The following is a 21,968-nucleotide window of genomic DNA, read 5'->3' as shown; positions in this document are numbered from 1 at the left end:
CTGCGGCACGGGGACCCTCGGACCGCGACGCCCCTCACCCCGCGAGCGGGACCCAGCCGTGGGCTGGCCCCGCTCGCCGGTGGGCCTCACGCGTCAGCGGTCTCGCTCACCGGTCTCACTCGCCGATGGTCTCGGGGCGACCGGCGACGGCCTCGACGCGGGCCACCCGCGCCTCGCGGTCCTCGCGGTGCGCATCGGACTCGAGGACCGTGGCGGCGAGCTGGCCGCATGCGCCGTCGATGTCGGAGCCGCGAGTGTCGCGGATCGTCGTGGAGATCCCGTGCGAGCGCAGGGTCTCGACGAACTCCTTCTCGACGTGCGGGTCCGAGGCGGTCCACTTCGAGCCCTTGACGGGGTTGAGCGGGATGGGGTTCACGTGCACCCAGTGCCGCCCGCCCTTGTCGACGAGCTTGCGGCCCAGCAGATCCGCCCGGTGGGCCTGGTCGTTGATGTCGCGGATGAGCGCGTACTCGATGCTCACGCGCCGCCCGGTGGCCTCGAAGTACTCGTGGGCGGCCGAGAGGATCTCGTCGACGTCGTAGCGCGTGTTGATCGGCACGAGCTCGTTGCGCAGGGCGTCGTCGGGGGCGTGCAGGGACACCGCGAGGGTCACGGGGATGTCCTCGGCGATCAGCTTGCGGACGGCGGGGGCCAGGCCCACGGTCGAGACCGTGATGTTGCGCGCCGACATCCCGAAGCCCTCGGGGGCGGGGGCGTTCAGCCGTCGGCACGCGGTGGCCACGGCCCGGTAGTTCGCGAGCGGCTCCCCCATGCCCATGAAGACGATGTTGGTGACGCGCGGCGGGTCGCCCTCGCGCCCGCCGGGCATCGAGCCGTCGCGCAGCATGGCGTTGGCGATGCGCACCTGCTCGAGGATCTCGGCGGCCGACAGGTTGCGGGTCAGGCCCATCTGCCCGGTCGCGCAGAACGGGCAGTTCATGCCGCAGCCGGCCTCCGAGGAGATGCACAGCGTGATGCGGCCCGGGTAGCGCATGAGGACCGACTCGACGAGGGAGCCGTCGAACAGCCTCCACAGCAGCTTCTGGGTGGCGCCGTGGTCGGCGCTCTGACGGGAGACGAGCTCGAGCAGCGGCGGGAAGAAGAAGGAGACGAGCTCCTCGCGGCCCTCGCGCGGCAGGTCGGTCATCGCCTGGGGGTCCACGCTCGCGTGCTCGAAGTAGTGCACGGACAGCTGGCGCGCCCGGAAGCGGGGCAGGCCGCGGGCGGTGACGGCCTCGATCCGCTCGGGGAGCGCGAGGTCGGCGAGGTGGGCCGGGGGCTTGCCGCGGCGGCTCGGGCGCAGCTGCAGCTGGCCCGGCGCGAGGGCGACGGGCTGGTCGGGGACCGCCTCGCGGGAGAGGTCGAGCCCGGTGCGGACGGACGGGCGGGCGGCGCCGGGGCGCGCGGGGCGCTCGTCGGCGGGATCGGGCGTGGGGGCGTCGTTCACGGCAGCAGCAGCTCCAGCAGGAGGAAGGTGGCGGGGGCGGACAGGAGGATCGAGTCGAGGCGGTCGAGCACGCCGCCGTGACCGGGCAGGAGCGAGCCCATGTCCTTGATCCCGAGGTCGCGCTTGAGCAGGGACTCGGCGAGGTCCCCGCACGTCGAGATGACCACGAGCACGGGGCCGAGCACGAGGCCGATCCACCAGGGGGCGGACAGGCCGAACGCGAGGATGACGACGGCCGCGGCGGTGCCCATCACGAGCGAGCCGACGAAGCCCTCCCAGCTCTTCTTGGGGCTGATCGAGGGCGCCATCGGGTGCGCGCCGAACAGGACCCCCGCGATGTAGCCGCCCGTGTCGTTGGCGATCGGCACGACGAGCGCGAGCAGGACGAGCATCGACCCGTGCTCCTCGGCGTGCAGGAGGAGGGCGAAGCAGCCGAGGAACGGCACCCAGGCCAGGGTGAAGACGCCCGCGGCCGCGTCGCGCACGGCGAGCAGGCCCGAGGACTCCACGACCCGCCACAGCAGGATCACGCACACTGCGACGGCGGCCGCGACCACGAGCCCCTCGGCGCCGTACACGGCGGTCGAGACGACCATGCCGAGCGCGCCGACCAGGACCGGCACCATGGGCACCCGCAGGCCGCCGGCGTCGAGCGCGCGCACCGCCTCGTAGGAGCCGAGCACGAGGGCGACCCCGGCGAGGGCGATGAAGGCGGGCGGCACCACGAACAGGCACACCGCGAGCACCGTGAGGAGCGTGGCCCCCACCCCGATCGCGGCCGGCAGGTTGCGGCCGGGCCCCCGCCGCTTCGGCTCGGGCGCCGACGGGACGGGCGCCTGGGGGGTGGAGGCCGGTGCCTCGCCGCCCTCGCCGGGCGCGCGATCGTGCGCCGCGGCGCCGGCGGGCGTCGTGGCGGACGGTGCGAGGTCTCCGGGCTCGATGGCCCCCAGTGCCGTCACGAGCGGGTCAGACCGTCGCCAGCTCGGTCTCCTTGGCCGCGAGGGCGGCGTCGACCTGCTCGATGTACTTCTTGGTCAGGGCCTCGAGGTCCTTCTCGGCGCGCGTGCCCTCGTCCTCGCCGATCTCCTTGTCCTTGACCAGCTTCTCGATCGACTTCTTGGCGTTGCCGCGCGTGCCGCGGACCGCGATCCGGCCGTCCTCGGCCTTGTTCTTGGCGAGCTTGACGTACTCCTTGCGCCGCTCCTCGGTCAGGGCCGGCAGCACGAGGCGCAGGTTGTCGCCGTTGTTGGTGGGGTTCACGCCGAGGTCGGAGTCGCGCAGGGCGCTCTCGATCGCGGAGGTCGCGGTCTTGTCGTAGGGGGTGACGATGATCGTGCGCGCCTCGGGGAACTGGAGGGAGGCGAGCTGGTTGAGCGGCGTCGGGGCGCCGTAGTAGTCCACCGTGATCCCCTGGAACATCGCGGCGTTGGCGCGGCCGGTGCGGATGGCGGAGAACTCCTCCTTCGTCACGTCGATCGTCTTGGCCATCTTGGACTCGGCGTCCTTCAGGATGCCGGGGATGTCGTCGCTCACGGGGTGCTCCTCGCTGATCAGGGGTTCGCTGTGGTTCATTGTCCCGCGCCTCGGTGCGCGGAGGGGTCAGTCGCCGGTGACGGCGGTGCCGATGCGGTCGCCCCGCATCGCGCGGGTGATGGAGCCGGGCGTGTCGAGCCCGAACACCATCATCGGCTGGGCGTTGTCCATGCAGAGGCTGAAAGCGGTCGCGTCGACCACCTTGAGCCCCTGCACGAGGGCCTCGCTGTAGGTGATGTGGTCCAGCTTGGTGGCGTCGGGATCGGTGCGGGGGTCGGCGGTGTAGACGCCGTCGACGCCGTTCTTGGCCATGAGCACCTCGTGGCAGCCGATCTCGAGGGCCCGCTGCACCGCGACGGTGTCGGTCGAGAAGTAGGGCATGCCGGCGCCGGCGCCGAAGATTACGACGCGGCCCTTCTCGAGATGGCGCACGGCGCGCAGCGGGAGGTACGGCTCGGCGACCTGCCCCATCGAGATCGCGGTCTGGACGCGCGTGGACACGCCCTTCTGCTCGAGGAAGTCCTGGAGCGCGAGGCAGTTCATGACGGTGCCGAGCATGCCCATGTAGTCGGCGCGGCGACGGTCCATGCCGCGCTGGGACAGCTCGGCGCCGCGGAAGAAGTTGCCGCCGCCCACGACGATCGCGCACTCGACGCCCGCGGCGACGCCCTCGGCGATCTCGCCCGCGATCCGGGAGACGACCTCGGGGTCGACGCCGACCTGGCCGCCGCCGAAGGCCTCGCCGGACAGCTTCAGCAGCACGCGCCGCCCCGTCTCGTTCTTCGGGAGGACGGGGATCTGCGAGGTCATGGTCGCGGGGGTCATGGAGGTCCTTCCGAGGGTCGACTGGTCAGCGGTGATGATACCGAAGCGGCCCTGCACCCGAGGGTGCAGGGCCGTTCGAAGGGACGAGTCACACAGGACTCCGCGGGGGCGTCAGTTGCCGACGCGGAACCGCACGAAGCCGGTGATCGTGCCGCCGACCTCGTCGAGCACGGAGCCCACGGACTTCTTGGTGTCCTTGGCGTACGCCTGGTCCAGCAGCACGTTCTCCTTGAAGAAGCCGTTGAGGCGGCCCTCGACGATCCTGGGCAGCGCCTTCTCGGGCTTGCCCTCGTTCTTCGCGGTCTCCTCGGCGATGCGGCGCTCGTCGGCGACGACCTCGGCGGGGACGTCCTCACGGGAGAGGTACCTGGGGGTGAACGCTGCGATGTGCATCGCCACGTCGCGCGCGACCTCGGCGCCCTTGGCGTCGGTGGCCACGAGCACGCCGACCTGCGGCGGCAGGTCCTTGTTGGTGCGGTGCATGTAGGAGCTGACCTTCTCGCCCTCGACGCGGCCGATGCGACGCACGACGATCTTCTCGCCCATGGTCGCGCCCGCGTTGGTGAGCGCCTCCCCGAAGGGGGTGTCGGCGAGCTGCTCGGGCTCGGTGGCGCCGCTCGCGACGGCGGCCGCGACGGCCTCGTCGCCCAGGGCGACGAACTTGTCGTTCTTGGCCACGAAGTCGGTCTCGGAGTTGAGCTCCACGAGGGTGCCGACCTGCTTGCCGTCCTCGTCGTGGACCTCGACGGCGATGAGGCCCTCGGAGGCGCTGCGGCCCTCGCGCTTGGCGATGCCCTTGAGGCCCTTGACGCGGATCAGCTCGACGGCCTTGGCCTTGTCGCCGTCCGCCTCGTCGAGAGCCTTCTTGACGTCGAGCATGCCGGCGCCGGTGGACTCCCGGATCTCCTTGATGTCAGCAGCCGTGTAGTTGGCCATGTGTCCTTCTTCCTGAGGGGAGAGGTTCGGAAAAGATGGTGACGAGGCCGTCCGGGCGGCCGGATCGGGCCGCCCGGACGGGGGACCTCACGCGGAGGGCTCGGTCTGGACCTCGGTCTCGCCGGCGGACGCCTGGGCGTCCTCCTCGGCGTCGATGATGGTCTCGGCCTCGACGTCGGACGCATCGGCGGCGGGGACCGTGGGGGTCTCCTCGGCGGCGGCCTGCTCCTGCTGGACCTCGGACTGCTTGAGCAGCTCCTGCTCCCACTCGGCGAGCGGCTCGGCGTCGACGGCCGAGACGTTCTTTTCGCCCGTGGTCGAGCGCTCGTGACGGGCCTGGAGGCCGGCGGCGACGGCGTCGGCGACCACGCGGGTCAGCAGCGTGACCGAGCGGATCGCGTCGTCGTTGCCCGGGATCGGGTAGGTGACCTCGTCGGGATCGCAGTTGGTGTCGAGGATCGCGACGACCGGGATGTTGAGCTTCTGCGCCTCGTCGACGGCGAGGTGCTCCTTGTTGGTGTCGACGATCCACACCGCGGACGGGGTCTTGCCCATGTCGCGGATGCCGCCCAGGGTGCGCTCGAGCTTGTCCTTCTCGCGGCGCATGATGAGCAGCTCCTTCTTGGTGTAGCCGGAGCCGGCCACATCGTCGAAGTCGATCTGCTCGAGCTCCTTGAGGCGGTTCACGCGCGAGGAGACGGTCTGCAGGTTGGTGAGCATGCCGCCGAGCCAGCGCTGGTTGACGAAGGGCATGCCCACGCGGGTGGCCTGCTCGCGGATCGACTCCTGCGCCTGCTTCTTGGTGCCGACGAACAGGATCGAGCCGCCGTGGGCGACGGTCTGCTTGACGAACTCGTACGCCGAGTCGATGTAGGTGAGCGTCTGCATCAGGTCGACGATGTAGATGCCGTTGCGCTCGGTGAAGATGAAGCGCTTCATCTTCGGGTTCCAACGACGGGTCTGGTGACCGAAGTGGACGCCGCTCTCCAGGAGCTGACGCATGGTGACGACTGCCATGAGTGTCCTCTTTCCGCGGCCCTGGGCTCGCCCGGCGCACCCGAGGGGCGTCCGAGGTCTCGGCGCAGGACCGATGTTGACGGTTCTCCCCGTCACCGGACGGCGACGGGCCTGGTGCCCTGGCCCCGACCGCCCGCGGTCCCGCCGAGGGGCGCCCGCAGGCGCCGAGGCGGGGTCCGAGGACCGATGGCCGGGTGCCGCGACGGGCACGCGAAGTCATCCGGGCACACCGGATGCTGAGACGAGTCTATCCGAGCGAGGACGATGCGGCATCCCTCCGGGCTGTGACCGCTCCCTCCCCACGGCCCGGTCATCCCCCGCGGCGGCAGCGCGCTGGCGGGCGCCGTGCGGCGGCGCGACGGTGGGCACATGCCCGCACCCGCCTCTCCCCCGCCGCCTCGACCTCCCGGGGCCGCCCCGCGCTCGACAGCCGTCGGCTCGCGCAGGCGGCAGCGCGCTCGCCGAGCCCGCCGGTCCGGGAGGGCTCTGCTCGTGGCCCTCGTCCTGGTGATGGGCATGCTGATCGCGCCGCGGGCGGCGGCCGAGCCGCCGACGCCGCTCTGGCAGTGGCCGCTCGCCCCGCCCCACCGCATGGTGCGGGCCTTCGAGGCTCCTCCCACGCCGTATGCGGCGGGGCATCGCGGGGTGGATCTCGTCGGCGGCACGAGGGAGGTGCGGGCGGTCGATGACGGCGTGGTGCGCTTCTCGGGAGTCGTCGCGGGGCGGGGCACGGTCTCGGTCCTCCACGCCGGAGGTCTCGTGTCGACCTACGAGCCCGTGGTCGGCAGCGTCGCGGCGGGTCAGAGGGTCGCGGCGGGCACGGTGATCGGGACGCTCGAGACCTCCGGCGTCTCGCACTGCGGCACGGCCGTGTGCCTCCATCTCGGGGCGCGCTACGGCTCGGCGACCTACGTCGATCCGATGCTCCTGCTCGCGCCGCGCGGTCCGAGCGTGCTGCTGCCGCTCGAGGGAGCGGCGCCCGGTGCGGCCGGAGGCGCTCGCGACGACAGCGGGGGCGCGGCCCCGCGCACGCCGGGTGCAGGCTCGGCGGTCGCGCCGCCGCGGATCGTGGGCGTCGGGACGGCAGTCCTCTCGGCCATCCGCTGATCGTGCCGGGTGGCGGTCGGAGGGAGACGTCGCTGAGCTCGGGGTGGTGGTGCGAGGTGGTGGGCATCGGACTGTCGGCGCGCGGCAGTGCTCGCCGGCCCGGTGCGAGATCAGTGGCCGGGGTCGGGGCGCGGGGGACGTGAGGGCTCTCCGTCCTCCGATCCCGGTTCGAGGTTGTCCAGCAGCCACCACGCGCCGTCGGTCTCGCCCTTCCGGAGAGCCCGGTCGAGGAAACGGTCGAACCAGCCGCTCGGGCCGGGCGGGCGGCTGCTGCCGACGGTCGGATCGTCGCTGGTGCGGTGTCGGTCTGTCATGACCTCTCCTGTCGGGTGGGCGGCGGGGCGAAGCGGGGTCCCGGCGATCCCGGCGCGTCCCACAGGTGCCGGTGATGCTCGAGCCAGGTGAGGACCCCCGCCTCGTCGTTGCTGCCGGTGACCCGGTCGGATGTCGCGCGGACGGAGGCGGGCGCGTTGGCCATGGCGATCCCGGTGCCCGCGTAGGCGAGCATCTCGAGGTCGTTGCCGCCGTCTCCGAACGCGACCATGTGGTCCCGGCGGATCCCGAGTCGGTTCCCGAGCCAGGCCAGCGCCGTGCCCTTGTTCGAGCCGGTCGGGACGATGTCGATCGACCCGTGCCCGCTGGAGGTCGCCGTACAGCCGGGCGGCAGGGCCTCGGACAGCTGCGTCCGGATCGCCTCGGTGGCGTCCCGGGGACAGCTGAGCGCGAGCTTGAGGACGGGCTCGCGGACCTCCTCGAAGGTGTCGACGAGACGGATCCGGGCGTAGTAGCGGCGCAGGCGCTCGTCACGCCCGGGGCCCCCGGACCGCAGGGCGTAGGCCGCTCCGGCGGTGCAGACCAGGGTGGACACCGAGGGCAGGCGTGCGGTGATCGCGACCGCTCGCGCGGCATCGGCCGGCGGGAACGGGCAGGTACGCAGGATGCGGGCCGTGGTGCCGGTCAGGGCGCCGTTCTCGGCGATGTAGAGCACGTCGGGGTGGTCGGCGAAGTGTCGGCGCAGCGCCGCGTACTGGTTCCCGCTGGCCACGACGAACCGGACGCCGCTCCGTCGGAGCCCTGCATGGAGGGCGGCGAACCGATCCCTGTCGTACTCGCCCGCCGCGTCGAGGAACGTGCCGTCCATGTCCACGGCCACGAGCCGGATCCGGTATGTCGTGGGTCGCAGGCCCCCGCTCATCGTGCACGGTCCCGGTCGAGGGCCCCGGCCAGGGCCACGGCGGTGACGCCGATCGGGATGAGGATCCCCATGCCCCAGCGGAGGCCCGCGGCATCGGTGACCGCGCCGATGATCGGGCTGGTGGCGAGGAAGCCGACGCGCATGAGCCAGCTGATGATCGTGACCCCGCCGCCTTGCCCGACCCCGGGGAGGCGGGCCGCGGCTTTGACGGCGCTCGGCACCAACGTCGCCGAGCCGTAGCCGGTCATCGCGAGTCCCGCGAACAGCGGCAGGGGGTTCGCGGCGCAGGCGACCCGCACGCCGCCGAGCGCTATCAGCGCCCCGCCGAGGCGCGCCACCCGCCCCGCGCCGACCCGCTCGATCAGGAGATCGCCGCTGAACCGTCCTGCGCACTGGCTGCCGATCGTCACCGTGAACGCGGCCCCGGCGACGGCGGCGTCGAGCCCGGCGAGCCGGACTCCGGACACGGCCGCCCAGTTGTTGGCCACGTCCTCGACCATCGTCCCGCAGATCGCGACGACCACCAGCGGCAGCGCGACGGCCGCGACCGAGCGCCAGCGTCGACGCCACGCCTCCGACGGGCTCGCGCTGGCGTCCACCGGCGGGTCGTCGGCCAGCGGGCCGATCAGCCGGCCCCCCAGGGTCACCAGCACGATCCCCGCGACGGCGAGGATCGCGAGGTGGAGACGGGCGTCGACGCCGCTCGCGGCGCTGACGGTGGACAGTGCTCCGCTCGCCACCCCGCCGAGGCTCCACAGAGCGTGCATCGAGGACAGGATCGGGCGGCCGGCGGTGTCCTGCACCCGCACCCCGGCCACGTTCTGGGCCACGTCGACGATCGCGTCGACGAACCCCGCGACGAAGAGCGCGAGGGCGAAGGCCCAGCCGGCGGGTGCCCAGGCCACGGCAGCGACCGCTGCGGCGAGCACGACCGTTCCCAGCAGCGAGACCTGCACTGGGCCCAGACGCGCGATCAGCCGGGCCGGCAGCGCCGAGGAGGCGAGTGCGCCGACCGCGAAGGAGGCCACGACCAGTCCGAACTGGGTCGCGGTCAGTCCCAGGCGTCCGGTCAGCAGCGGGTACCAGGGCAGCAGCGCCGCGAAGAGCGCGCCGTTGCTGGCGAACAGCACGCCGACCCCGACCGTGCCGCTCCGGGCAGCTCTCGAACCGTCAGACATCAAGCGACCGTATGATCCATAATGATCACGTGCAACGATCACAACGGCAGAAACTGATCATCAGATCGGTGGAGTCGGGGCTCCGCAGCGTCGACGACCTCGTGACCCTGACGGGAGCGTCGGCGATCACCGTGCGCCGTGACCTCGCGGAGCTGTCCGAGCGTGGTGCCGTGCAGCGCGTGCGAGGAGGCGCTGCCCCCGTCCCGTCGCGCGGTGCGAGGTATCCCTTCGAACTGCGGCAGGCCGAGCACGCTCCCACGAAACGAGCGCTCGCGGGCGCTGCTGCGGGCCTCGTGGAGCCCGGGGACTGCGTGCTGATCGACAACGGCACCACCGCTCTCGCCGTCGCCCGCGAGCTGTCGGGCCGGGGTGTGACGGCGCTCGCCCTGTCCCTCCACGCCGCGGCCGCTCTGGCGTCCAGGCCGGGCGATCAGGTGATCGTCCCCGGCGGGCCCGTCGGTCACGACGACCTGTCGTTCGCTCCGGCCGACGCCGAGCGGGCCATCCGCGACATGCGCTTCGACTGGGCCTTCGTCGGCTCGTGCGCCGCCCGGTTCGACACCGGCCTGACGGTGGCGGACTGGGGCGAGGCTCAGGTCAAGCGGGCTGTTCTCGCCTCCGCGCACCGGACGGTCCTGGTGGCCGCCGGGGACAAGTTCGCCCGCACCGCGGCCCATCGCTTCGGCGACCTCGTGGATCTCGACGCGATCGTCACCACGAGCGATGCCCCTCAGGACACGGTCGCCGAGGCGAGCGCCCTGGGCGTCACGATCATCACGGCGGAGGGCGTCGAGGACGACGCGGAGTGACGCCCAGGGCCGCTCGTCGGCGCCGGTCGTCGAGGATCGTCCACTCTCACCAGGACACCGCGTCGGCGACCTCGCCGATCCGCGCGAGGGGCTCGGTGTCGGGCAGCGCCACGAGCGAAGGCACCCTCCCCCGCCTCCTCTCGGAGTGCCTCCGTCCTCTCAGGCGCGGGGGTGGGCCTGCTCGATCGTCTCGCGCAGGCGGGCGGCCGAGACGTGGGTGTAGATCTGCGTGGTCGCGAGCGAGGAGTGGCCGAGATAGTCCTGGACGCTGCGCAGATCCGCCCCGCCCTCGACCAGGTGGGTGGCGGCGCTGTGTCGCAGGGTGTGCGGGGTGACGTGCCGCGAGATGCCCGCCTCGGCGGTCGCCTCGCGCACGAGGTCGCGCACCGCGCGGTCCCCGAGCCGTGCCCCGCGCACGCCGAGGAACAGGGCATGACCGCCCGGGCGCGGGGCGGGGCCCGGGAGCCGGCCGGTGCCGGCGCCCTGCTGCGGGCCTCGGGGCGCGGGCGCGGGCGCCGGTGCGAGCACGGGGCGTCCGGTCCCCACCCACGTCTCGACGGCGCGCAGCGCGGGGATGCCGACGGGCACGATCCGCTCCTTCGAACCCTTGCCGAGCACCCGCACGGTGCGCTGCTCGTGGTCGATGCTGTCGAGGTCGAGGGCGACCAGCTCGGAGACGCGCAACCCGCTCGAGTACAGCAGCTCGAGCACGGCCACATCGCGCAGCACGATCGCGGCGTGACGGGGGTCGGGCGCGTCGTCGTGCGCCGCGGCGTCCGCGGGGGCGTGCATGAGGCGGCCGGCCTGCTCGGTCGTGAGCACGGCGGGCAGGTGGCGGCCGCGGCGGGGCGGGTGCAGGCGCACGCCCGGGTCGTGGTCCAGGCGGCCGGTCGCCGTGAGGAACGCGGTGAAGGTGCGGGCGGCCGCGGCGGAGCGCGCGAGGGTCGAGGTCGCGGCGCCCCCGGCGGCGCGCGCGCCGAGCCAGGAGCGCAGGGCGGCGATGTCGAGCTCCTCGACGTCGATGCGCTCGACCTCCCGCAGGTGGACGAGCAGCGTCGTGGCCTCGCGCAGGTAGCCGCGCACGGTGTGGGGGGAGCGTCCGCGCTCGAGGGCGAGATGGCGCCGGTACTGCTCGAGCAGGTCGGACTCCGCCTCCGTCACCGCGTGCGCCTGCGAGGCCTCGTGCTCCGCCATGCGCTCCAGTCTCCCAGACGTCACGGCGCAGCGAACCGCGCTGCGGTGTCTCAGGGACGCCGCGCCCGCTGCACGCGCTCGCCGCTCGTGCGGGCGAGACCGAGCAGCTCGAGCCGGGCGACGGCGGCCGCGACCGCCTCGGGCGCGAGCGCGCACTCGAGGGCGAGGGAGGCGAGGCTCGCCCAGGAGCGCGGCGGGATCCCGTCGAGCACGCGCCGGTCGAGCGGGGTGAGCAGATCCAGCTCGTCCTGCCGGGCGGCGCCGGGATCCGCCGCGGGAGGTCCTCCGTGCACGAGCTCGAGCACGTCGGCCGCCTCCGTGACGAGCACGGCGCCGCGGTCGCGGATCAACCGGTGGCAGCCGGCCGAGGCGGCCGAGGTCACCGGTCCGGGCACGGCGCCCACGGGGCGCGAGAGGTCGTCGGCGTGACGGGCCGTCGAGAGGGCGCCCGAGCGCCACGAGGCCTCGACGACCACGGTCGCCCCGGTCAGGGCCGCGATCAGGCGATTGCGGGCCAGGAAGCGCCAGCGCGTGGGGGTCGTCCCGCACGGCGCCTCGGAGACGAGCAGGTGACGTTCCCGGACGGCCTCGAGCAGCCGCGTGTTGCCGCGCGGATAGAGGGCGTCGAGCCCGCCCGCGAGGACCGCGAGGGTGCCGCCGCCGTCCGGGGCCGAGAGGGCCCCGCGGTGAGCGGCCGCGTCGATCCCGTAGGCGCCGCCCGAGACGACGCAGACCCCGCGGTCGGCCAGGGCGCCGCCGAGCGAGCACGCCATGTCCTCGCCGTAGGGGGTGCAGGCGCGCGAGCCGACGAGGGCGACGGCCCGGCCGGGCGCGACGAGAGCGGCGAGGCTGCGGGGGCCGGCGGCCCACAGCCCGTGCGGGATCGTGTCGCCGAGGTCGTCCAGCGCGTCCGGCCACTCGGGATCGCCCGGGATCAGCAGCCGGATGCCGCGCCGGGCGGTCCGGTCGAGCTCGGCATCGAGATCGAGGGCGGCCAGGCGGGCCCGCCACCGGGCGAGCGCCGTCTCGACCCGTCGGGCTCCCGCCGACGGCACGTGGCCGCCGCCGGACGCGGCGTCTGCCACCTCGGTGGGCAGCTCGACGCCGGCGAGGGCCGCGAGCAGGCCCCGGGGTCTCCCGTCGCGGACCAGCTCGAGCGCGGCGACATGCCCGACGGTGCGGCACAGCAGATGGGCCGCCGCATCGGTCGGCTCGGCGAGGTGGGACCATGCCGCACGGGCGCGCCGTGCCTCGGCTCCCTCGGCGGCACGTGACGGTCCGACGGCGGGCGGCTGCGCCGGCCCGCTCATCGGGCCTCGCCTCCGCGCAGGGCCAGGGCGTGCCCGATGTGCTCGGCGCCGGGACGCTCGCAGCCCTCGAGGTCCGCGAGCGTCCAGGCCACCCGGAGCACACGGTCGTGTCCGCGCAGGGTCAGCCGTCCGGTCTCGACGGCCCGGTCGAGCAGACGCTGCTCGCCGCGGGCGGGCGCGAGGTCGCGTCGCAGGCGCGGGCCGGGGATCTGGGCGTTGAGCGACCACGGCTCGTGGGCGAACCGTGCGGCCTGGCGGTCCCGTGCCCGGGCGACACGTCGGGCGATCGCGGCGCTGGCCTCCGGCGTCTGGGCCGCGGCCTCGCGCCGCACGTCGACGGGGCCCACCCCGATCCGCATGTCGATCCGGTCGAGCACGGGGCCCGAGAGCCGGGTCAGATAGCGACGCCGTGCGAGCGGGGTGCAGCTGCAGTCCTCCCCGCGACCCCACGCGCGGCCGCATGGACAGGGGTTGGCGGCCAGCACGAGCTGGAAGCGGGCCGGGTAGCGGGTCACGCCCCGGGCCCGATGCAGCGTCACGTCCCCGGACTCGAGGGGCTCGCGCAGCGCCTCGAGCACACGCGAGGGGAACTCGGGGGCCTCGTCGAGGAACAGCACCCCGGCGTGGGCGCGCGAGATCGCTCCGGGCAGGGCGAAGCCGGCGCCGCCGCCCACGACGGCGGCGGGGGTCGCCGTGTGGTGGGGGCTCTCGAACGGGGGCCTGCGCACGAGGCCGTCCCGGGCGTCGAAGCGCCCGGCGACCGAGTGGATGGCGCTCACGGCGAGCGCATCCGCGTCGCTGAGGTCCGGCAGGATCGTGGGGATCCGGGCCGCGATCATGGTCTTGCCGGCCCCGGGCGGTCCGGTCAGGAGCAGGTGATGGCCGCCGGCGGCGGCGACCTCGGCGGCGCGGCGCGCCTGGGCCTGCCCGACGACGTCGGCGAAGTCGAGCTCGGGCGCGGCGGCCTGCCCCCGCTCCACGGCCCGCGGCGGCGCGAGCGGCGAGGGCGCGGCGACCTTGAGGCTCGCGCGGCCGCCGTGACGGCGCACGACCTCGGCGAGATCCTCTGCGGTCACGATGTCGAGGCCCTCGACGAGGGCGGCCTCGGCGGCGTTGGCGTGCGGGACGACGGCCGTCGTGGCGCCCTCGCGCCGCGCGGCGAGCAGCGACGGGAGGATGCCGGGCACGGGCCGTAGACGGCCGTCGAGGCCGAGCTCCCCGAGGTGCACGACACGGGAGACGCTCGCGGCACGGACCACCTCGTGCGCCGCGAGCACGGCGATCGCGATCGCGAGGTCGAAGCCGGAGCCACGTTTGGCCAGGTAGGCCGGGACGAGGTTCACGGTGATCCGACGGGAGGCGAGCGGGCTGCCGATCTGCCCGGCCGCCCCGCGCACCCGCTCGCGGGCCTGGAGGGTCGAGGAGTCCGGGAGCCCGACCAGGGCGAACGACGGCAGGCCGGCCGAGACCTCCGCCTCGACCTCGACGAGGGTGCCCTCGAGGCCGGTGAGGGCGACCGCGAGAGTGCGCCCGATGCTCATGCCCCCACCGCCCGCAGGTGCTCGATCTCGGGCTCGGCGTCGTCGCTGACCATGATGGCCAGCACGTCGATGCGCAGGTCGCGGTGCGGTGGGCAGTGGTCCATGAGGTAGGCCGAGGCCAGCAGTCGCAGACGGCGCAGCTTGCGGTCGTCGACCGCGGCCTGCGGCACCCCGGACAGGGTCGTGCGGCGGGTCTTGACCTCGACGAACACGAGGGTGGGGCCGTCGAGGGCGACGATGTCGATCTCGCCGCGTGCGATCCGCACGTTGCGCTCGAGCACCTGCCAGCCGCTCGCGGCGAGGTGGGCGGCGGCGATGTCCTCGCCGAGCCGGCCGATCTGGGGCCGTGTCATCTGCCGGACGGGTGCGTCGGCGCGGTGGGGTGTCTGCGTCGTGGTGGGGTCCATGCGCCCACCCTGGTCGGGCCCGGGACGGCGTGCACGGGCACGCCCGGGATTGTGGGCGACCCGGTGATGTGGAGGGAAGGCGACCGCTCACGGCCGCGGCGCCTCGCGACGCCCCGTCGGCGGGCCGGCCTCGCGGCTCAGGGCAGGGCGATGTCGGGCTTGGCGAGCTCTTCGATGTTGACGTCCTTGAACGTCACGACCCGCACCGAGCGCACGAAACGGCTCGAGCGGTACACGTCCCAGACCCAGGCGTCGGCGAGCGTGAGCTCGTAGAACACCTCTCCCCCGCCGCTGCGCACCTGGAGGTCCACCTGGTTGGCGAGGTAGAAGCGACGCTCGGTCTCGACCACGTAGGTGAACAGGGAGACCACGTCGCGGTACTCGCGGTAGAGCTGCAGCTCCATGTCGGATTCGTAGTTCTCGAGATCCTGCGTGCTCACCGTGCGTCCTCCTGCTGGCCATGGCCGTGGTTCCGGCCTCTCGGACCGGTCTCGTCGTCCGCGGACCACAGTACGTCAGGCGTCTGCGCCCTCGCGGCGGCGGGGGCCGCGGCGGCTCCGAGCAGGTTCCACGAGCGCCGGTGCAGCGGGTGGGGGCCGAGTCTGCGCAGCGCCTCGCGGTGCGCAGCCGCGGCATAGCCCTTGTTGGCGTCCCAGCGGTAGTCGGGGGCGTCGGCGGCGAGGGCGACCATGTGGCGGTCGCGCGCGACCTTCGCGATCACGCTCGCGGCGGCCACGCTGCGGCACTCGCGGTCAGCCCCCACGCGCAGCCCCACGCGGGGCACGGACCCGTCGGCGCCGGGACGCAGGTGCGGCCCGATCACGTCGACGTTGCCGTCGAGCAGCACCGCGTGGACCGCGGTGCCGAGCCCCTCGATCGCGCGCAGGGCGGCCAGGGTGAGCGCGCCCATGATGCCGCGCTCGTCGATCTCGGCGGCGCTCGACCAGCCGAGCGCGTGCGCGTGGGCCGCGGCGCCGATCGGGTCGACGAGCGCCTCGCGGCGCCGTGCGGTGAGGGCCTTGGAGTCCCGCACCTCGGCGGGCAGGTCCGTGAGCACGCGGCCGTCCTCGATGCGGAGCGCGCACGCGCCGACCACGACGGGGCCGGCGAGCGCCCCGCGACCCACCTCGTCGAGGCCCACGACCACCCCGGTGCCGCCCAGGGCGGCGGCGAGGTCGAGCTCGGCGGCGTAGCCGGGCACCACGACGGGGCGGGGGGCACGGCGCGCCGCGCGAGAGGCTGCTGTGCGGGAGGCGGCGATGCGCGATGCTGCCGCGCTGGACGCGGCGGTGCGGGACGGGGTCATGCGGGCGTCAGGACGGGTCGGGGACGTTCGTGAACGCGTCCTCGCCCGCGTCGAGCACGTTCCAGTGGGACACGGGCCACATCACCACGAACGCCTTGCCGGTGATGTCGGACTCGGGCACGAAGGCCTCCTCGCCGCGGCTGTCGTGGTACGCCGAGTCGGCCGAGGCGAAGCGGTTGTCGCCCATCACCCACACCGAGCCGGCGGGCACGGTCACGTCGAAGGCCCACTGGCAGGCGGGGGTGTCGGGGTTGATGTACGGCTCGTCGATCGTGGTCCCGTTGACCTGGAGCTTCCCGCCGACCTCGGGGCAGACCACGTGGTCGCCCGGGAGGCCGATGAGGCGCTTGACGAGGTGGTCCTCGGCGGGGTCCGGGGCCAGGCCGATGTAGCTGAGGACCTTGGTGACCTTGTAGCGGGCGCCGTCGGTGCGTCCCGGCTCGTCGGGGATCCAGCTGCCCGGGTCCTGGAAGACGACGACGTCGCCCCGGTGCAGGTCGAACACGCCCGGGGTCAGCTTCGAGACCAGGATCTTGTCGTCGGTCTCGAGGGTCGGGACCATCGAGGTGGACGGAATGAAGAAGGGCTGGACCAGGAAGGTCTTGACGAGGATCGCGATGAGCAGTGCGACCAGCAGGGTGACGACGTAGTCGAGCCAGCCGCCGCCGCGTCGTCGCCGACGCCGGCCCGCGGCGTGCGAGCGGCGATGGCCGCCCGCCCCTGCCTGCACGTCGGGGGCGGATTCGGCCGGGCTCGTCTCGTTCATCGCCGCGATCCTACCGAGGGCACCGGGCCCCATCGAGGGATCGGCCAGATGATGCGTCGCACCTCACCGACGATCCTGTCCTCGGGGATCATGCCGCCGCCGGGCGATCCGAGGTGGTCGCGCGAGTCCGAGGAGTCGGCGCGGTTGTCACCGAGCACGAACACGGTGCCGGCGGGCACCTCGACGTCGAAGGCGACATCGCTCGGCGCGGTGCCGGGCGCGAGATAGGGCTCGTCGAGGGCGGTGCCGTCGATCGTCAGGTGCCCGGCGTCGTCGCAGCACCGCACCCGGTCGCCCCCGACCCCGATCACGCGCTTGACCCAGTAGCGCTTGCCGTCGCGGCCGGGGCCGAAGTACTCCGTGCCGTCGAAGACGACGATCTCGCCGCGCCGGGCGGTTCCACGCTGGGTGCGGTCGACGAGCAGGACGTCGCCGGTGCGCAGGGTCGGGCTCATCGAGGCGCTCGGCACCCAGAAGGTCTGGACGGCCACGTGGCGCACCACGAGGGCGGCGACCAGCACGAGCACGACGACGGCGGCGACGACCCCGAGGTGGGGTCGCCGCCGCCGTGAGGCCGTCGCGTCCATGTCGTGCCGCGGGCCGGGGTGCGCGAGGTCCGATCCGGAGGGGATCAGGAGTGGGTGCGCTTCTCCTTGATGCGGGCCTTCTTGCCGGTCAGGCCGCGCAGGTAGTAGAGCTTGGCGCGGCGCACGTCGCCGCGGGTGACGACCTCGATCTTGTCGATCGTGGGGGCGTGGACCGGGAAGACGCGCTCGACGCCCACGCCGAACGAGATCTTGCGGACCCGGAAGGTCTCGCGGATGCCGTCGCCCTGGCGGGCGATGACGTAGCCCTGGAACACCTGAACGCGCGAGCGGTTGCCCTCGACGACCTTCACGTGGACCTTGACGTTGTCGCCGGGACGGAAGTCGGGGACGTCGTCGCGCAGCTGCGCCTTGTCGAGCTCATCGAGCTTCTGCATGTTCTCTCTCCAGCCCTCCGCCTCAGGTCGGACGGCGCGTTCGCGGGGCGTCGCCCTGCGGGGACGCCCGTGGTGAACCGTCGATCCGGCGGATGCTCACCGCGCCCGGGGGCGGCGGATCGATCCGTACCGGTGTGCTGGGCCTCTGGCCGCGACTCCCATCGCGACGGACCTGCCCGGCCGCCTGGTGTGCGTCTCCCCTGAGGCAGAGGCGCACGCGGCATGCACAAGGGGTCATTCTGCCAAGCGCCGCATCGCCCGGCAAGAGCGGCCGGGAGCGGAGGTGCAGGTCAGGAGGCCGGTGCGGTGTCGGCTGCGTCACCCGGCGCGGGCGGGGCCAGCAGGTCGGGGCGCCGCTCGGCGGTGCGGAGCCGGGACTGCTCGGCCCGCCAGGCCGCGATCCGGGCGTGGTCGCCCGACAGCAGGATCTCGGGCACCGCACGCACGGTGCCGTCGGGGGCGGTCCACGTGGCGGGCCGCGTGTACAGGGGGTATTCGAGCAGGCCGTCGGAGTGGGACTCCTCGACGAGCGAGGCGGCGTTGCCGACGACTCCGGGCACGAGACGCACGACGGCCTCGGTGATCGCGAGCACGGCCACCTCGCCGCCGTTGAGCACGTAGTCGCCGAGGCTCGCGAGGGCCAGCTCGTGCCCGCGGGCCGCGAGGTGCTCGTACACGCGCTCGTCGATGCCCTCGTAGCGGCCGCACGCGAACAGCAGCCACGGCCGCTGCGACCAGGACTGGGCGGTGGCCTGGGCGAACGGCGCCCCGGCGGGGTTGGGGAAGACGATCAGCGGGGCGGCGTCGTCGCCGAGCTCCTCGCGGCCCGCCGCGATGACGGACTCGAGGGCCTCGGCCCACGGCTCGGGCTTCATGACCATGCCGGCGCCGCCGCCGAGCGGGCTGTCGTCGACCGTGCGGTGGCGGTCGTGGGTGAAGTCGCGCAGGTCGTGGACGCGCACGTCGACGAGGCCGTCGCGGCGCGCCTTGCCCAGCAGCGACAGCTCGAGCGGGGCGAGGTAGTCGGGGAAGATCGTGAGGACGTCGATGCGCATGCCTCAGGCCCGTTCCGGCGTGTCGTCGTCCTCGTCCAGCTCCTCGAACAGGCCGCCCGGCGGATCGGCGAGCACGATGCCCGCCTCGAGGTCGACCTCGGGGACGAGCTCCTCGACGAAGGGGAGCATGACGCGCCGTCCCGCGGCGGTGCGCACGATCAGCAGGTCCTGCGCGGGGTAGTGCTCGAGATCGGCGACGGTGCCGAGCTCGCGGCCGTCGACGTGGCGCACCGTGAGACCGCGCAGCTGCGAGGGGTACCAGGCATCGGGGTCCTCGTCGGCCTCGAGCTCGGGGTCGACGTCGAGGTGCAGCTCGGCGCCGCGCAGCGCCTCCGCGTCCGTGCGGTCGGCGACCTCGGCGAAGCGCGCGTACCAGCGGTCCTGCTGGGTGCGGGTCGCGGCGACGGTGAGGGTGCGCGGCCCCGTGGGCGTCGTCACCGCGAAGGCGGTGCCGACGGCGAGGCGCTCGGCGGGCTGGTCGGTGCGGAGGACGAGCGCGACCTCGCCGCGCAGGCCGTGCGCCTTGCCGATGGTCGCGATCACCACGTCGAGCGTCGTCATCGGTTCTCTCCTTGGTCGGCGGGGGCCGAGGGCCCCCAGGGATGCGGAAGGCGGCACCGGTGACCGGTGCCGCCTTGCGCGGTGGGACGTGCTCTCACGCGCCTCGGCGCCGGTCGACGTCCACGATGTCGACGCGGATCGCCTCGTTCGACAGGGCGGACGTCACGGTGCGCAGCGCGCGCGCCGTGCGGCCGCTGCGGCCGATCACACGGCCCAGGTCGTCGGGGCTGACCCGGACCTCGAGCAGCGGTCCGCGGCGCGTGGACTTCTCCGTGACGCGGACGTCGTCGGGGTTGTCGACGATGCCGCGCACGAGGTGGTCGAGGGCTTCGGCGCGAGCGCTCATGTCAGGCCTCGTCGGTGGTGGCCTCGGCGGCGTCCTCGGTGCGCTCGCCCTCGGCGGGAGCCTCCTCGGCGCCCTCGGCAGGAGCCTCGGCCTTGGTCGCGGCGGCCTTCTCGCGGGACGCGGCGGCGGCCTTGTCGGCCTCGGCGATCGCGTCCTCGGCGGACTGCTTGGCCTCGGCGGACTTGAGCGAGCCGGCGGTGTCGCCCTCGCCCGTGTGCTTGGCCCAGTCGCCGGTGACCTTGAGGATCGCGGCGACCTGCTCGGTCGGCTGCGCGCCGACGCCGAGCCAGTACTGCGCACGGTCGGAGTCGACCTCGATGAACGAGGGCTCCTCGGTCGGGTGGTACTTGCCGATCTCCTCGATCACGGCGCCGTCGCGCTTCTTGCGCGAGTCGGCCACGACGATGCGGTAGTACGGTGCACGGATCTTGCCCATGCGCTTGAGACGGATCTTGACGGCCACGGGTGTGACGCTCCTTCGGGATGTTCGGGTGAGTCCCGACGCTGCCTGTGGGGTCATGCGGGCGCTGTCGGTGCTCGGGGTGTCACGTCCGGGCGGGTAGAGGGCCGGCCAGGGCGCATACAGCGGTCAAGTATGCCAGCGCCCGGCCGAGGGTGCCAGGCGGCGGCGTGTGCGTCGGGGCACGTCGGACCCGCCTCGGGCGCCTCACCGGACCCGCAGCAGCTCCGCGACGTGGCTCAGGCGCTCGTCGACGGGCTTGGTGCGGTAGCCCTCGGCGAGGCCGCCGAGGGTGCGCGGGCGTGCCTGCTCGAGCACCGCGAGGGCGGCCCGGTGCGACACCTCCGGGTCGTCCGAGGTCCCGAGCGCGGCCGTCGTCCGCGCCACGAGGTCGTCGACGTCGGCGATCGCGTACACGGTGCCCAGACGCCCGCGCGGGAAGTCCGGCACGGTCAGGACGTGCTCGATGTACTCCCGGCTCATGGCGTCCCCCTCGTCCGCGACGATGCGCTCGAGCCCCTCGAGCACGACGGTGTCGAGGAAGCGGTCGACCTCGTCCATGTCGTAGCCCTCGGTCACGCGCACGGGCGTGAAGCGCACGCTGCGCACCCGCGGGAGCATCGCGCCGGCGCGGTCGCCGGCGTCGGGCCCGCTCGCGGCGTCCCTCACCTCCGCGAGGAAGCCGTCGACCTCGTCCATGTCGTAACCCTGCGTGAGGCGCACGGGGGAGAACCTGATCGCATCGATGTCATCGGCCAGGGGCATAGGGGGTCCTCTCGGGGGCGGGGCGGGGTCAGGGGCGCCCGGCGACGCGCACGCCGCCGAGCACGATCGCGTCGAGGTCCCGCAGGACGCTCACGTCCTCGCGCGGGTCGGTCGCGGTGACGAGCAGGTCGGCGGGGGCGCCGTCCTCGAGCGCGGGCGCCCCGAGGAAGGTGCGCGGGCCCCAGATCGCGGCCTCGAGCACCTGGGTGGGGGTCAGGCCGCACGCGATGAGCTCGTCGAGCTCGTCGTGCACGATGCCGTGGCCGAGCACGCCGCCCGCGTCGGTGCCCACCAGGAGCGCGACCCCGGCGTCGTAGGCGTCGCGCGTGCGGGCGTAGCGACGCGCGCGCAGGCGCCGCATGTGGGCGGCGTAGGCGGGGAACTTCTGCTCCCCCTGGGCCGCGTACTGCTCGAAGCGGTCGACGTTGACGAGGGTCGTGACGACGGGGACGCCGAGGTCGGCGGCCCGCGCGATCGTCTCGTCGGTGAGCCCGGTGGCGTGCTCGAGGCAGTCGAACCCGGCGTCGAGCAGCAGCGGCAGGGTCTCGGCGGCGAAGGTGTGTGCGGTGATGCGGGCCCCCGCCCCGTGGGCGGCGCGCGCGGCCGCGGCGAAGGCCTCGGGCGGGAAGGTCGGGCGCAGATCGCCGGCGGAGCGGTCGATCCAGTCGCCGACGACCTTGACCCAGCCGTCGCCGCGCGCGGCCTCGCGGGCGACCGCGGCGGGCAGGTCGGCCGGCTCGACCTCATCGGCGTAGCCGATCAGGTAGCGGCGGGTGCGGGCCAGATGCCGCCCGGCGCGGATGATGCGGGGCAGTCCGGGCTCTGCCTGCAGGGGCGAGGTGTCGATGATCGAGCCGGCGTCGCGGATCAGGGTGACGCCGCTGGCCAGGTCGGTGCGGGCCTGGGCGCGGGCCTCGGCCAGGGTCGTGCCGCGGCCGTCGTCGCCGATGCCCACATGGCAGTGCAGGTCGGCGAGCCCCGGCACGACGACGCCCGGGACGTCGACCACCTCGGCCGACGACGGCAGCTCGGGCCGCTCGTGCCAGATGCGCCCCGCGGCGACCCAGGCCTCGCCGATCTCCTCCTCGGGGCCGAGCAGGATCGGTCCCGTCAGATGCAGGACGGGCGTGCCGGGAGGCGGTGCGGGCGCCGTGTAGGGGGCGGCGGCCGCACGGGCCATCGAGGCCGCGACATGGTCGTCGCCGTCGGCGGGCGCCGGCTCGTCGGG

Annotated in this window: 26 protein-coding genes; 2 read left to right on the top strand and 24 right to left on the bottom strand. The window is 74.0% G+C overall.

Annotated features, from left to right (window positions below; genetic code table 11):
• Positions 1-115: 115 nt before the first annotated feature.
• The 6 genes from rlmN to rpsB form a co-directional block, all read right to left on the bottom strand.
• The gene (gene rlmN / locus BRM3_RS07540; RefSeq protein WP_263592719.1) at positions 116-1,447 is read right to left on the bottom strand and encodes a 23S rRNA (adenine(2503)-C(2))-methyltransferase RlmN; all 1,332 of its coding nucleotides are present in this window, start codon (positions 1,445-1,447) and stop codon (positions 116-118) included.
• Entirely contained in the window at positions 1,444-2,406 is a 963-nt protein-coding gene (locus BRM3_RS07535; RefSeq protein WP_263592718.1) for a phosphatidate cytidylyltransferase, read from the bottom strand. The genes rlmN and BRM3_RS07535 overlap by 4 nt, the downstream gene beginning before the upstream one ends.
• Positions 2,407-2,413: 7 nt before the next feature.
• A complete protein-coding gene (gene frr, locus BRM3_RS07530) occupies positions 2,414-2,980 on the bottom strand; it encodes a ribosome recycling factor (protein WP_263592717.1) in 567 nt (188 codons plus the stop codon).
• Positions 2,981-3,046: 66 nt separating this feature from the next.
• Positions 3,047-3,805, bottom strand: a complete 759-nt coding sequence (gene pyrH / locus BRM3_RS07525) for a UMP kinase (protein ID WP_263592716.1) — start codon at positions 3,803-3,805, stop codon at positions 3,047-3,049.
• A 111-nt stretch (positions 3,806-3,916) separates the two neighbouring features.
• Positions 3,917-4,741, bottom strand: coding sequence for a translation elongation factor Ts (gene tsf, locus BRM3_RS07520; protein WP_263592715.1), 825 nt, complete (start codon positions 4,739-4,741; stop codon positions 3,917-3,919).
• Positions 4,742-4,828: 87 nt separating this feature from the next.
• Positions 4,829-5,758 carry a 30S ribosomal protein S2 gene (gene rpsB / locus BRM3_RS07515; RefSeq protein WP_263592714.1) on the bottom strand — a complete coding sequence of 310 codons (930 nt, stop codon included), beginning with the start codon at positions 5,756-5,758 and terminating at the stop codon, positions 4,829-4,831.
• Positions 5,759-6,250: 492 nt separating this feature from the next.
• On the opposite strand from rpsB, the gene BRM3_RS07510 reads away from it, so the two are divergent.
• Positions 6,251-6,865, top strand: a complete 615-nt coding sequence (locus BRM3_RS07510) for a M23 family metallopeptidase (protein WP_263592713.1) — start codon at positions 6,251-6,253, stop codon at positions 6,863-6,865.
• Between the two features lie 110 nt (positions 6,866-6,975).
• Here the strand turns inward: BRM3_RS07510 and BRM3_RS07505 are convergent, their stop codons facing one another.
• Genes BRM3_RS07505 through BRM3_RS07495 form a run of 3 tightly spaced genes read right to left on the bottom strand, consistent with a single transcriptional unit; the run spans position 6,976 to position 9,238 of the window.
• Positions 6,976-7,179: a hypothetical protein gene (locus tag BRM3_RS07505; protein ID WP_263592712.1), complete on the bottom strand. Its 204-nt coding sequence runs from the start codon at positions 7,177-7,179 to the stop codon at positions 6,976-6,978.
• Positions 7,176-8,060, bottom strand: coding sequence for a Cof-type HAD-IIB family hydrolase (locus tag BRM3_RS07500; protein WP_263592711.1), 885 nt, complete (start codon positions 8,058-8,060; stop codon positions 7,176-7,178). Before BRM3_RS07500 ends, BRM3_RS07505 begins: the two co-directional genes overlap by 4 nt.
• A complete protein-coding gene (locus tag BRM3_RS07495) occupies positions 8,057-9,238 on the bottom strand; it encodes an MFS transporter (RefSeq protein WP_263592710.1) in 1,182 nt (393 codons plus the stop codon). Before BRM3_RS07495 ends, BRM3_RS07500 begins: the two co-directional genes overlap by 4 nt.
• A gap of 68 nt (positions 9,239-9,306) precedes the next feature.
• Here BRM3_RS07495 and BRM3_RS07490 point away from each other — a divergent pair, with 68 nt between their 5' ends.
• Entirely contained in the window at positions 9,307-10,047 is a 741-nt protein-coding gene (locus tag BRM3_RS07490; protein WP_263592709.1) for a DeoR/GlpR family DNA-binding transcription regulator, read from the top strand.
• Between the two features lie 159 nt (positions 10,048-10,206).
• Here BRM3_RS07490 and BRM3_RS07485 read toward each other — a convergent pair whose 3' ends face one another.
• The 15 genes from BRM3_RS07485 to BRM3_RS07415 all read right to left on the bottom strand — a co-directional run bounded on the left by BRM3_RS07485 (position 10,207) and on the right by BRM3_RS07415 (position 21,920).
• The gene (locus tag BRM3_RS07485; RefSeq protein ID WP_263592708.1) at positions 10,207-11,241 is read right to left on the bottom strand and encodes a tyrosine recombinase XerC; all 1,035 of its coding nucleotides are present in this window, start codon (positions 11,239-11,241) and stop codon (positions 10,207-10,209) included.
• A 50-nt stretch (positions 11,242-11,291) separates the two neighbouring features.
• Positions 11,292-12,551 carry a DNA-processing protein DprA gene (gene dprA / locus BRM3_RS07480; RefSeq protein ID WP_263592707.1) on the bottom strand — a complete coding sequence of 420 codons (1,260 nt, stop codon included), beginning with the start codon at positions 12,549-12,551 and terminating at the stop codon, positions 11,292-11,294.
• Entirely contained in the window at positions 12,548-14,092 is a 1,545-nt protein-coding gene (locus BRM3_RS07475; RefSeq protein WP_263592706.1) for a YifB family Mg chelatase-like AAA ATPase, read from the bottom strand. Before BRM3_RS07475 ends, dprA begins: the two co-directional genes overlap by 4 nt.
• Complete coding sequence (locus tag BRM3_RS07470; RefSeq protein ID WP_263592705.1) at positions 14,089-14,499, bottom strand: YraN family protein; 411 nt, start codon at positions 14,497-14,499, stop codon at positions 14,089-14,091. The genes BRM3_RS07475 and BRM3_RS07470 overlap by 4 nt, the downstream gene beginning before the upstream one ends.
• A gap of 137 nt (positions 14,500-14,636) precedes the next feature.
• On the bottom strand, positions 14,637-14,939 hold the full coding sequence (locus tag BRM3_RS07465) for a DUF2469 domain-containing protein (RefSeq protein WP_263592704.1): 303 nt from the start codon (positions 14,937-14,939) through the stop codon (positions 14,637-14,639).
• Entirely contained in the window at positions 14,936-15,805 is an 870-nt protein-coding gene (locus tag BRM3_RS07460; RefSeq protein WP_263592703.1) for a ribonuclease HII, read from the bottom strand. The genes BRM3_RS07465 and BRM3_RS07460 overlap by 4 nt, the downstream gene beginning before the upstream one ends.
• 7 nt (positions 15,806-15,812) lie before the next feature.
• Positions 15,813-16,571 (bottom strand): signal peptidase I, encoded by a 759-nt coding sequence (gene lepB / locus BRM3_RS07455; RefSeq protein ID WP_263592702.1) that lies wholly within the window; start codon positions 16,569-16,571, stop codon positions 15,813-15,815.
• Positions 16,568-17,158 carry a signal peptidase I gene (gene lepB, locus BRM3_RS07450; RefSeq protein WP_263592701.1) on the bottom strand — a complete coding sequence of 197 codons (591 nt, stop codon included), beginning with the start codon at positions 17,156-17,158 and terminating at the stop codon, positions 16,568-16,570. The genes lepB (BRM3_RS07455) and lepB (BRM3_RS07450) overlap by 4 nt, the downstream gene beginning before the upstream one ends.
• Positions 17,159-17,202: 44 nt before the next feature.
• Positions 17,203-17,553 carry a 50S ribosomal protein L19 gene (gene rplS, locus BRM3_RS07445; RefSeq protein ID WP_263592700.1) on the bottom strand — a complete coding sequence of 117 codons (351 nt, stop codon included), beginning with the start codon at positions 17,551-17,553 and terminating at the stop codon, positions 17,203-17,205.
• 290 nt (positions 17,554-17,843) lie between these two features.
• Entirely contained in the window at positions 17,844-18,608 is a 765-nt protein-coding gene (gene trmD, locus BRM3_RS07440) for a tRNA (guanosine(37)-N1)-methyltransferase TrmD (protein WP_263592699.1), read from the bottom strand.
• A 3-nt stretch (positions 18,609-18,611) separates the two neighbouring features.
• A complete protein-coding gene (gene rimM / locus BRM3_RS07435; RefSeq protein WP_263592698.1) occupies positions 18,612-19,169 on the bottom strand; it encodes a ribosome maturation factor RimM in 558 nt (185 codons plus the stop codon).
• A gap of 94 nt (positions 19,170-19,263) precedes the next feature.
• Positions 19,264-19,515: an RNA-binding protein gene (locus BRM3_RS07430; protein WP_263592697.1), complete on the bottom strand. Its 252-nt coding sequence runs from the start codon at positions 19,513-19,515 to the stop codon at positions 19,264-19,266.
• Between the two features lies 1 nt (position 19,516).
• The gene (gene rpsP, locus BRM3_RS07425) at positions 19,517-19,978 is read right to left on the bottom strand and encodes a 30S ribosomal protein S16 (RefSeq protein ID WP_263592696.1); all 462 of its coding nucleotides are present in this window, start codon (positions 19,976-19,978) and stop codon (positions 19,517-19,519) included.
• 204 nt (positions 19,979-20,182) lie between these two features.
• A complete protein-coding gene (locus tag BRM3_RS07420) occupies positions 20,183-20,740 on the bottom strand; it encodes a DivIVA domain-containing protein (RefSeq protein WP_263592695.1) in 558 nt (185 codons plus the stop codon).
• 28 nt (positions 20,741-20,768) lie between these two features.
• The gene (locus tag BRM3_RS07415) at positions 20,769-21,920 is read right to left on the bottom strand and encodes an amidohydrolase family protein (RefSeq protein ID WP_263595425.1); all 1,152 of its coding nucleotides are present in this window, start codon (positions 21,918-21,920) and stop codon (positions 20,769-20,771) included.
• Positions 21,921-21,968: the final 48 nt, after the last annotated feature.

The organism is Brachybacterium huguangmaarense, assembly GCF_025725725.1.
Taxonomy (GTDB): domain Bacteria; phylum Actinomycetota; class Actinomycetes; order Actinomycetales; family Dermabacteraceae; genus Brachybacterium; species Brachybacterium huguangmaarense.
The sequence above is the reverse complement of the archived record's forward strand: the minus strand, read 5'-3'. Positions and strand labels throughout refer to the sequence as shown.

Excerpts from the sequence above, each read along its gene's own strand:
- rimM (WP_263592698.1), bottom strand. The coding sequence starts at position 19,169 with ATGACGACGCTCGACGTGGTGATCGCGACCATCGGCAAGGCGCACGGC.
- trmD (WP_263592699.1), bottom strand. The coding sequence starts at position 18,608 with ATGCGCATCGACGTCCTCACGATCTTCCCCGACTACCTCGCCCCGCTC.
- BRM3_RS07470 (WP_263592705.1), bottom strand. The coding sequence starts at position 14,499 with ATGGACCCCACCACGACGCAGACACCCCACCGCGCCGACGCACCCGTC.
- BRM3_RS07500 (WP_263592711.1), bottom strand. The coding sequence starts at position 8,060 with ATGAGCGGGGGCCTGCGACCCACGACATACCGGATCCGGCTCGTGGCC.
- rplS (WP_263592700.1), bottom strand. The coding sequence starts at position 17,553 with ATGCAGAAGCTCGATGAGCTCGACAAGGCGCAGCTGCGCGACGACGTC.
- BRM3_RS07495 (WP_263592710.1), bottom strand. The coding sequence starts at position 9,238 with ATGTCTGACGGTTCGAGAGCTGCCCGGAGCGGCACGGTCGGGGTCGGC.
- pyrH (WP_263592716.1), bottom strand. The coding sequence starts at position 3,805 with ATGACCCCCGCGACCATGACCTCGCAGATCCCCGTCCTCCCGAAGAAC.
- BRM3_RS07505 (WP_263592712.1), bottom strand. The coding sequence starts at position 7,179 with ATGACAGACCGACACCGCACCAGCGACGATCCGACCGTCGGCAGCAGC.
- BRM3_RS07460 (WP_263592703.1), bottom strand. The coding sequence starts at position 15,805 with ATGACCCCGTCCCGCACCGCCGCGTCCAGCGCGGCAGCATCGCGCATC.
- BRM3_RS07430 (WP_263592697.1), bottom strand. The coding sequence starts at position 19,515 with ATGAGCGCTCGCGCCGAAGCCCTCGACCACCTCGTGCGCGGCATCGTC.
- BRM3_RS07485 (WP_263592708.1), bottom strand. The coding sequence starts at position 11,241 with ATGGCGGAGCACGAGGCCTCGCAGGCGCACGCGGTGACGGAGGCGGAG.
- BRM3_RS07415 (WP_263595425.1), bottom strand. The coding sequence starts at position 21,920 with ATGGCCCGTGCGGCCGCCGCCCCCTACACGGCGCCCGCACCGCCTCCC.
- lepB (WP_263592702.1), bottom strand. The coding sequence starts at position 16,571 with ATGAACGAGACGAGCCCGGCCGAATCCGCCCCCGACGTGCAGGCAGGG.
- dprA (WP_263592707.1), bottom strand. The coding sequence starts at position 12,551 with ATGAGCGGGCCGGCGCAGCCGCCCGCCGTCGGACCGTCACGTGCCGCC.
- BRM3_RS07420 (WP_263592695.1), bottom strand. The coding sequence starts at position 20,740 with ATGCCCCTGGCCGATGACATCGATGCGATCAGGTTCTCCCCCGTGCGC.
- lepB (WP_263592701.1), bottom strand. The coding sequence starts at position 17,158 with ATGGACGCGACGGCCTCACGGCGGCGGCGACCCCACCTCGGGGTCGTC.
- tsf (WP_263592715.1), bottom strand. The coding sequence starts at position 4,741 with ATGGCCAACTACACGGCTGCTGACATCAAGGAGATCCGGGAGTCCACC.
- BRM3_RS07475 (WP_263592706.1), bottom strand. The coding sequence starts at position 14,092 with ATGAGCATCGGGCGCACTCTCGCGGTCGCCCTCACCGGCCTCGAGGGC.
- rpsB (WP_263592714.1), bottom strand. The coding sequence starts at position 5,758 with ATGGCAGTCGTCACCATGCGTCAGCTCCTGGAGAGCGGCGTCCACTTC.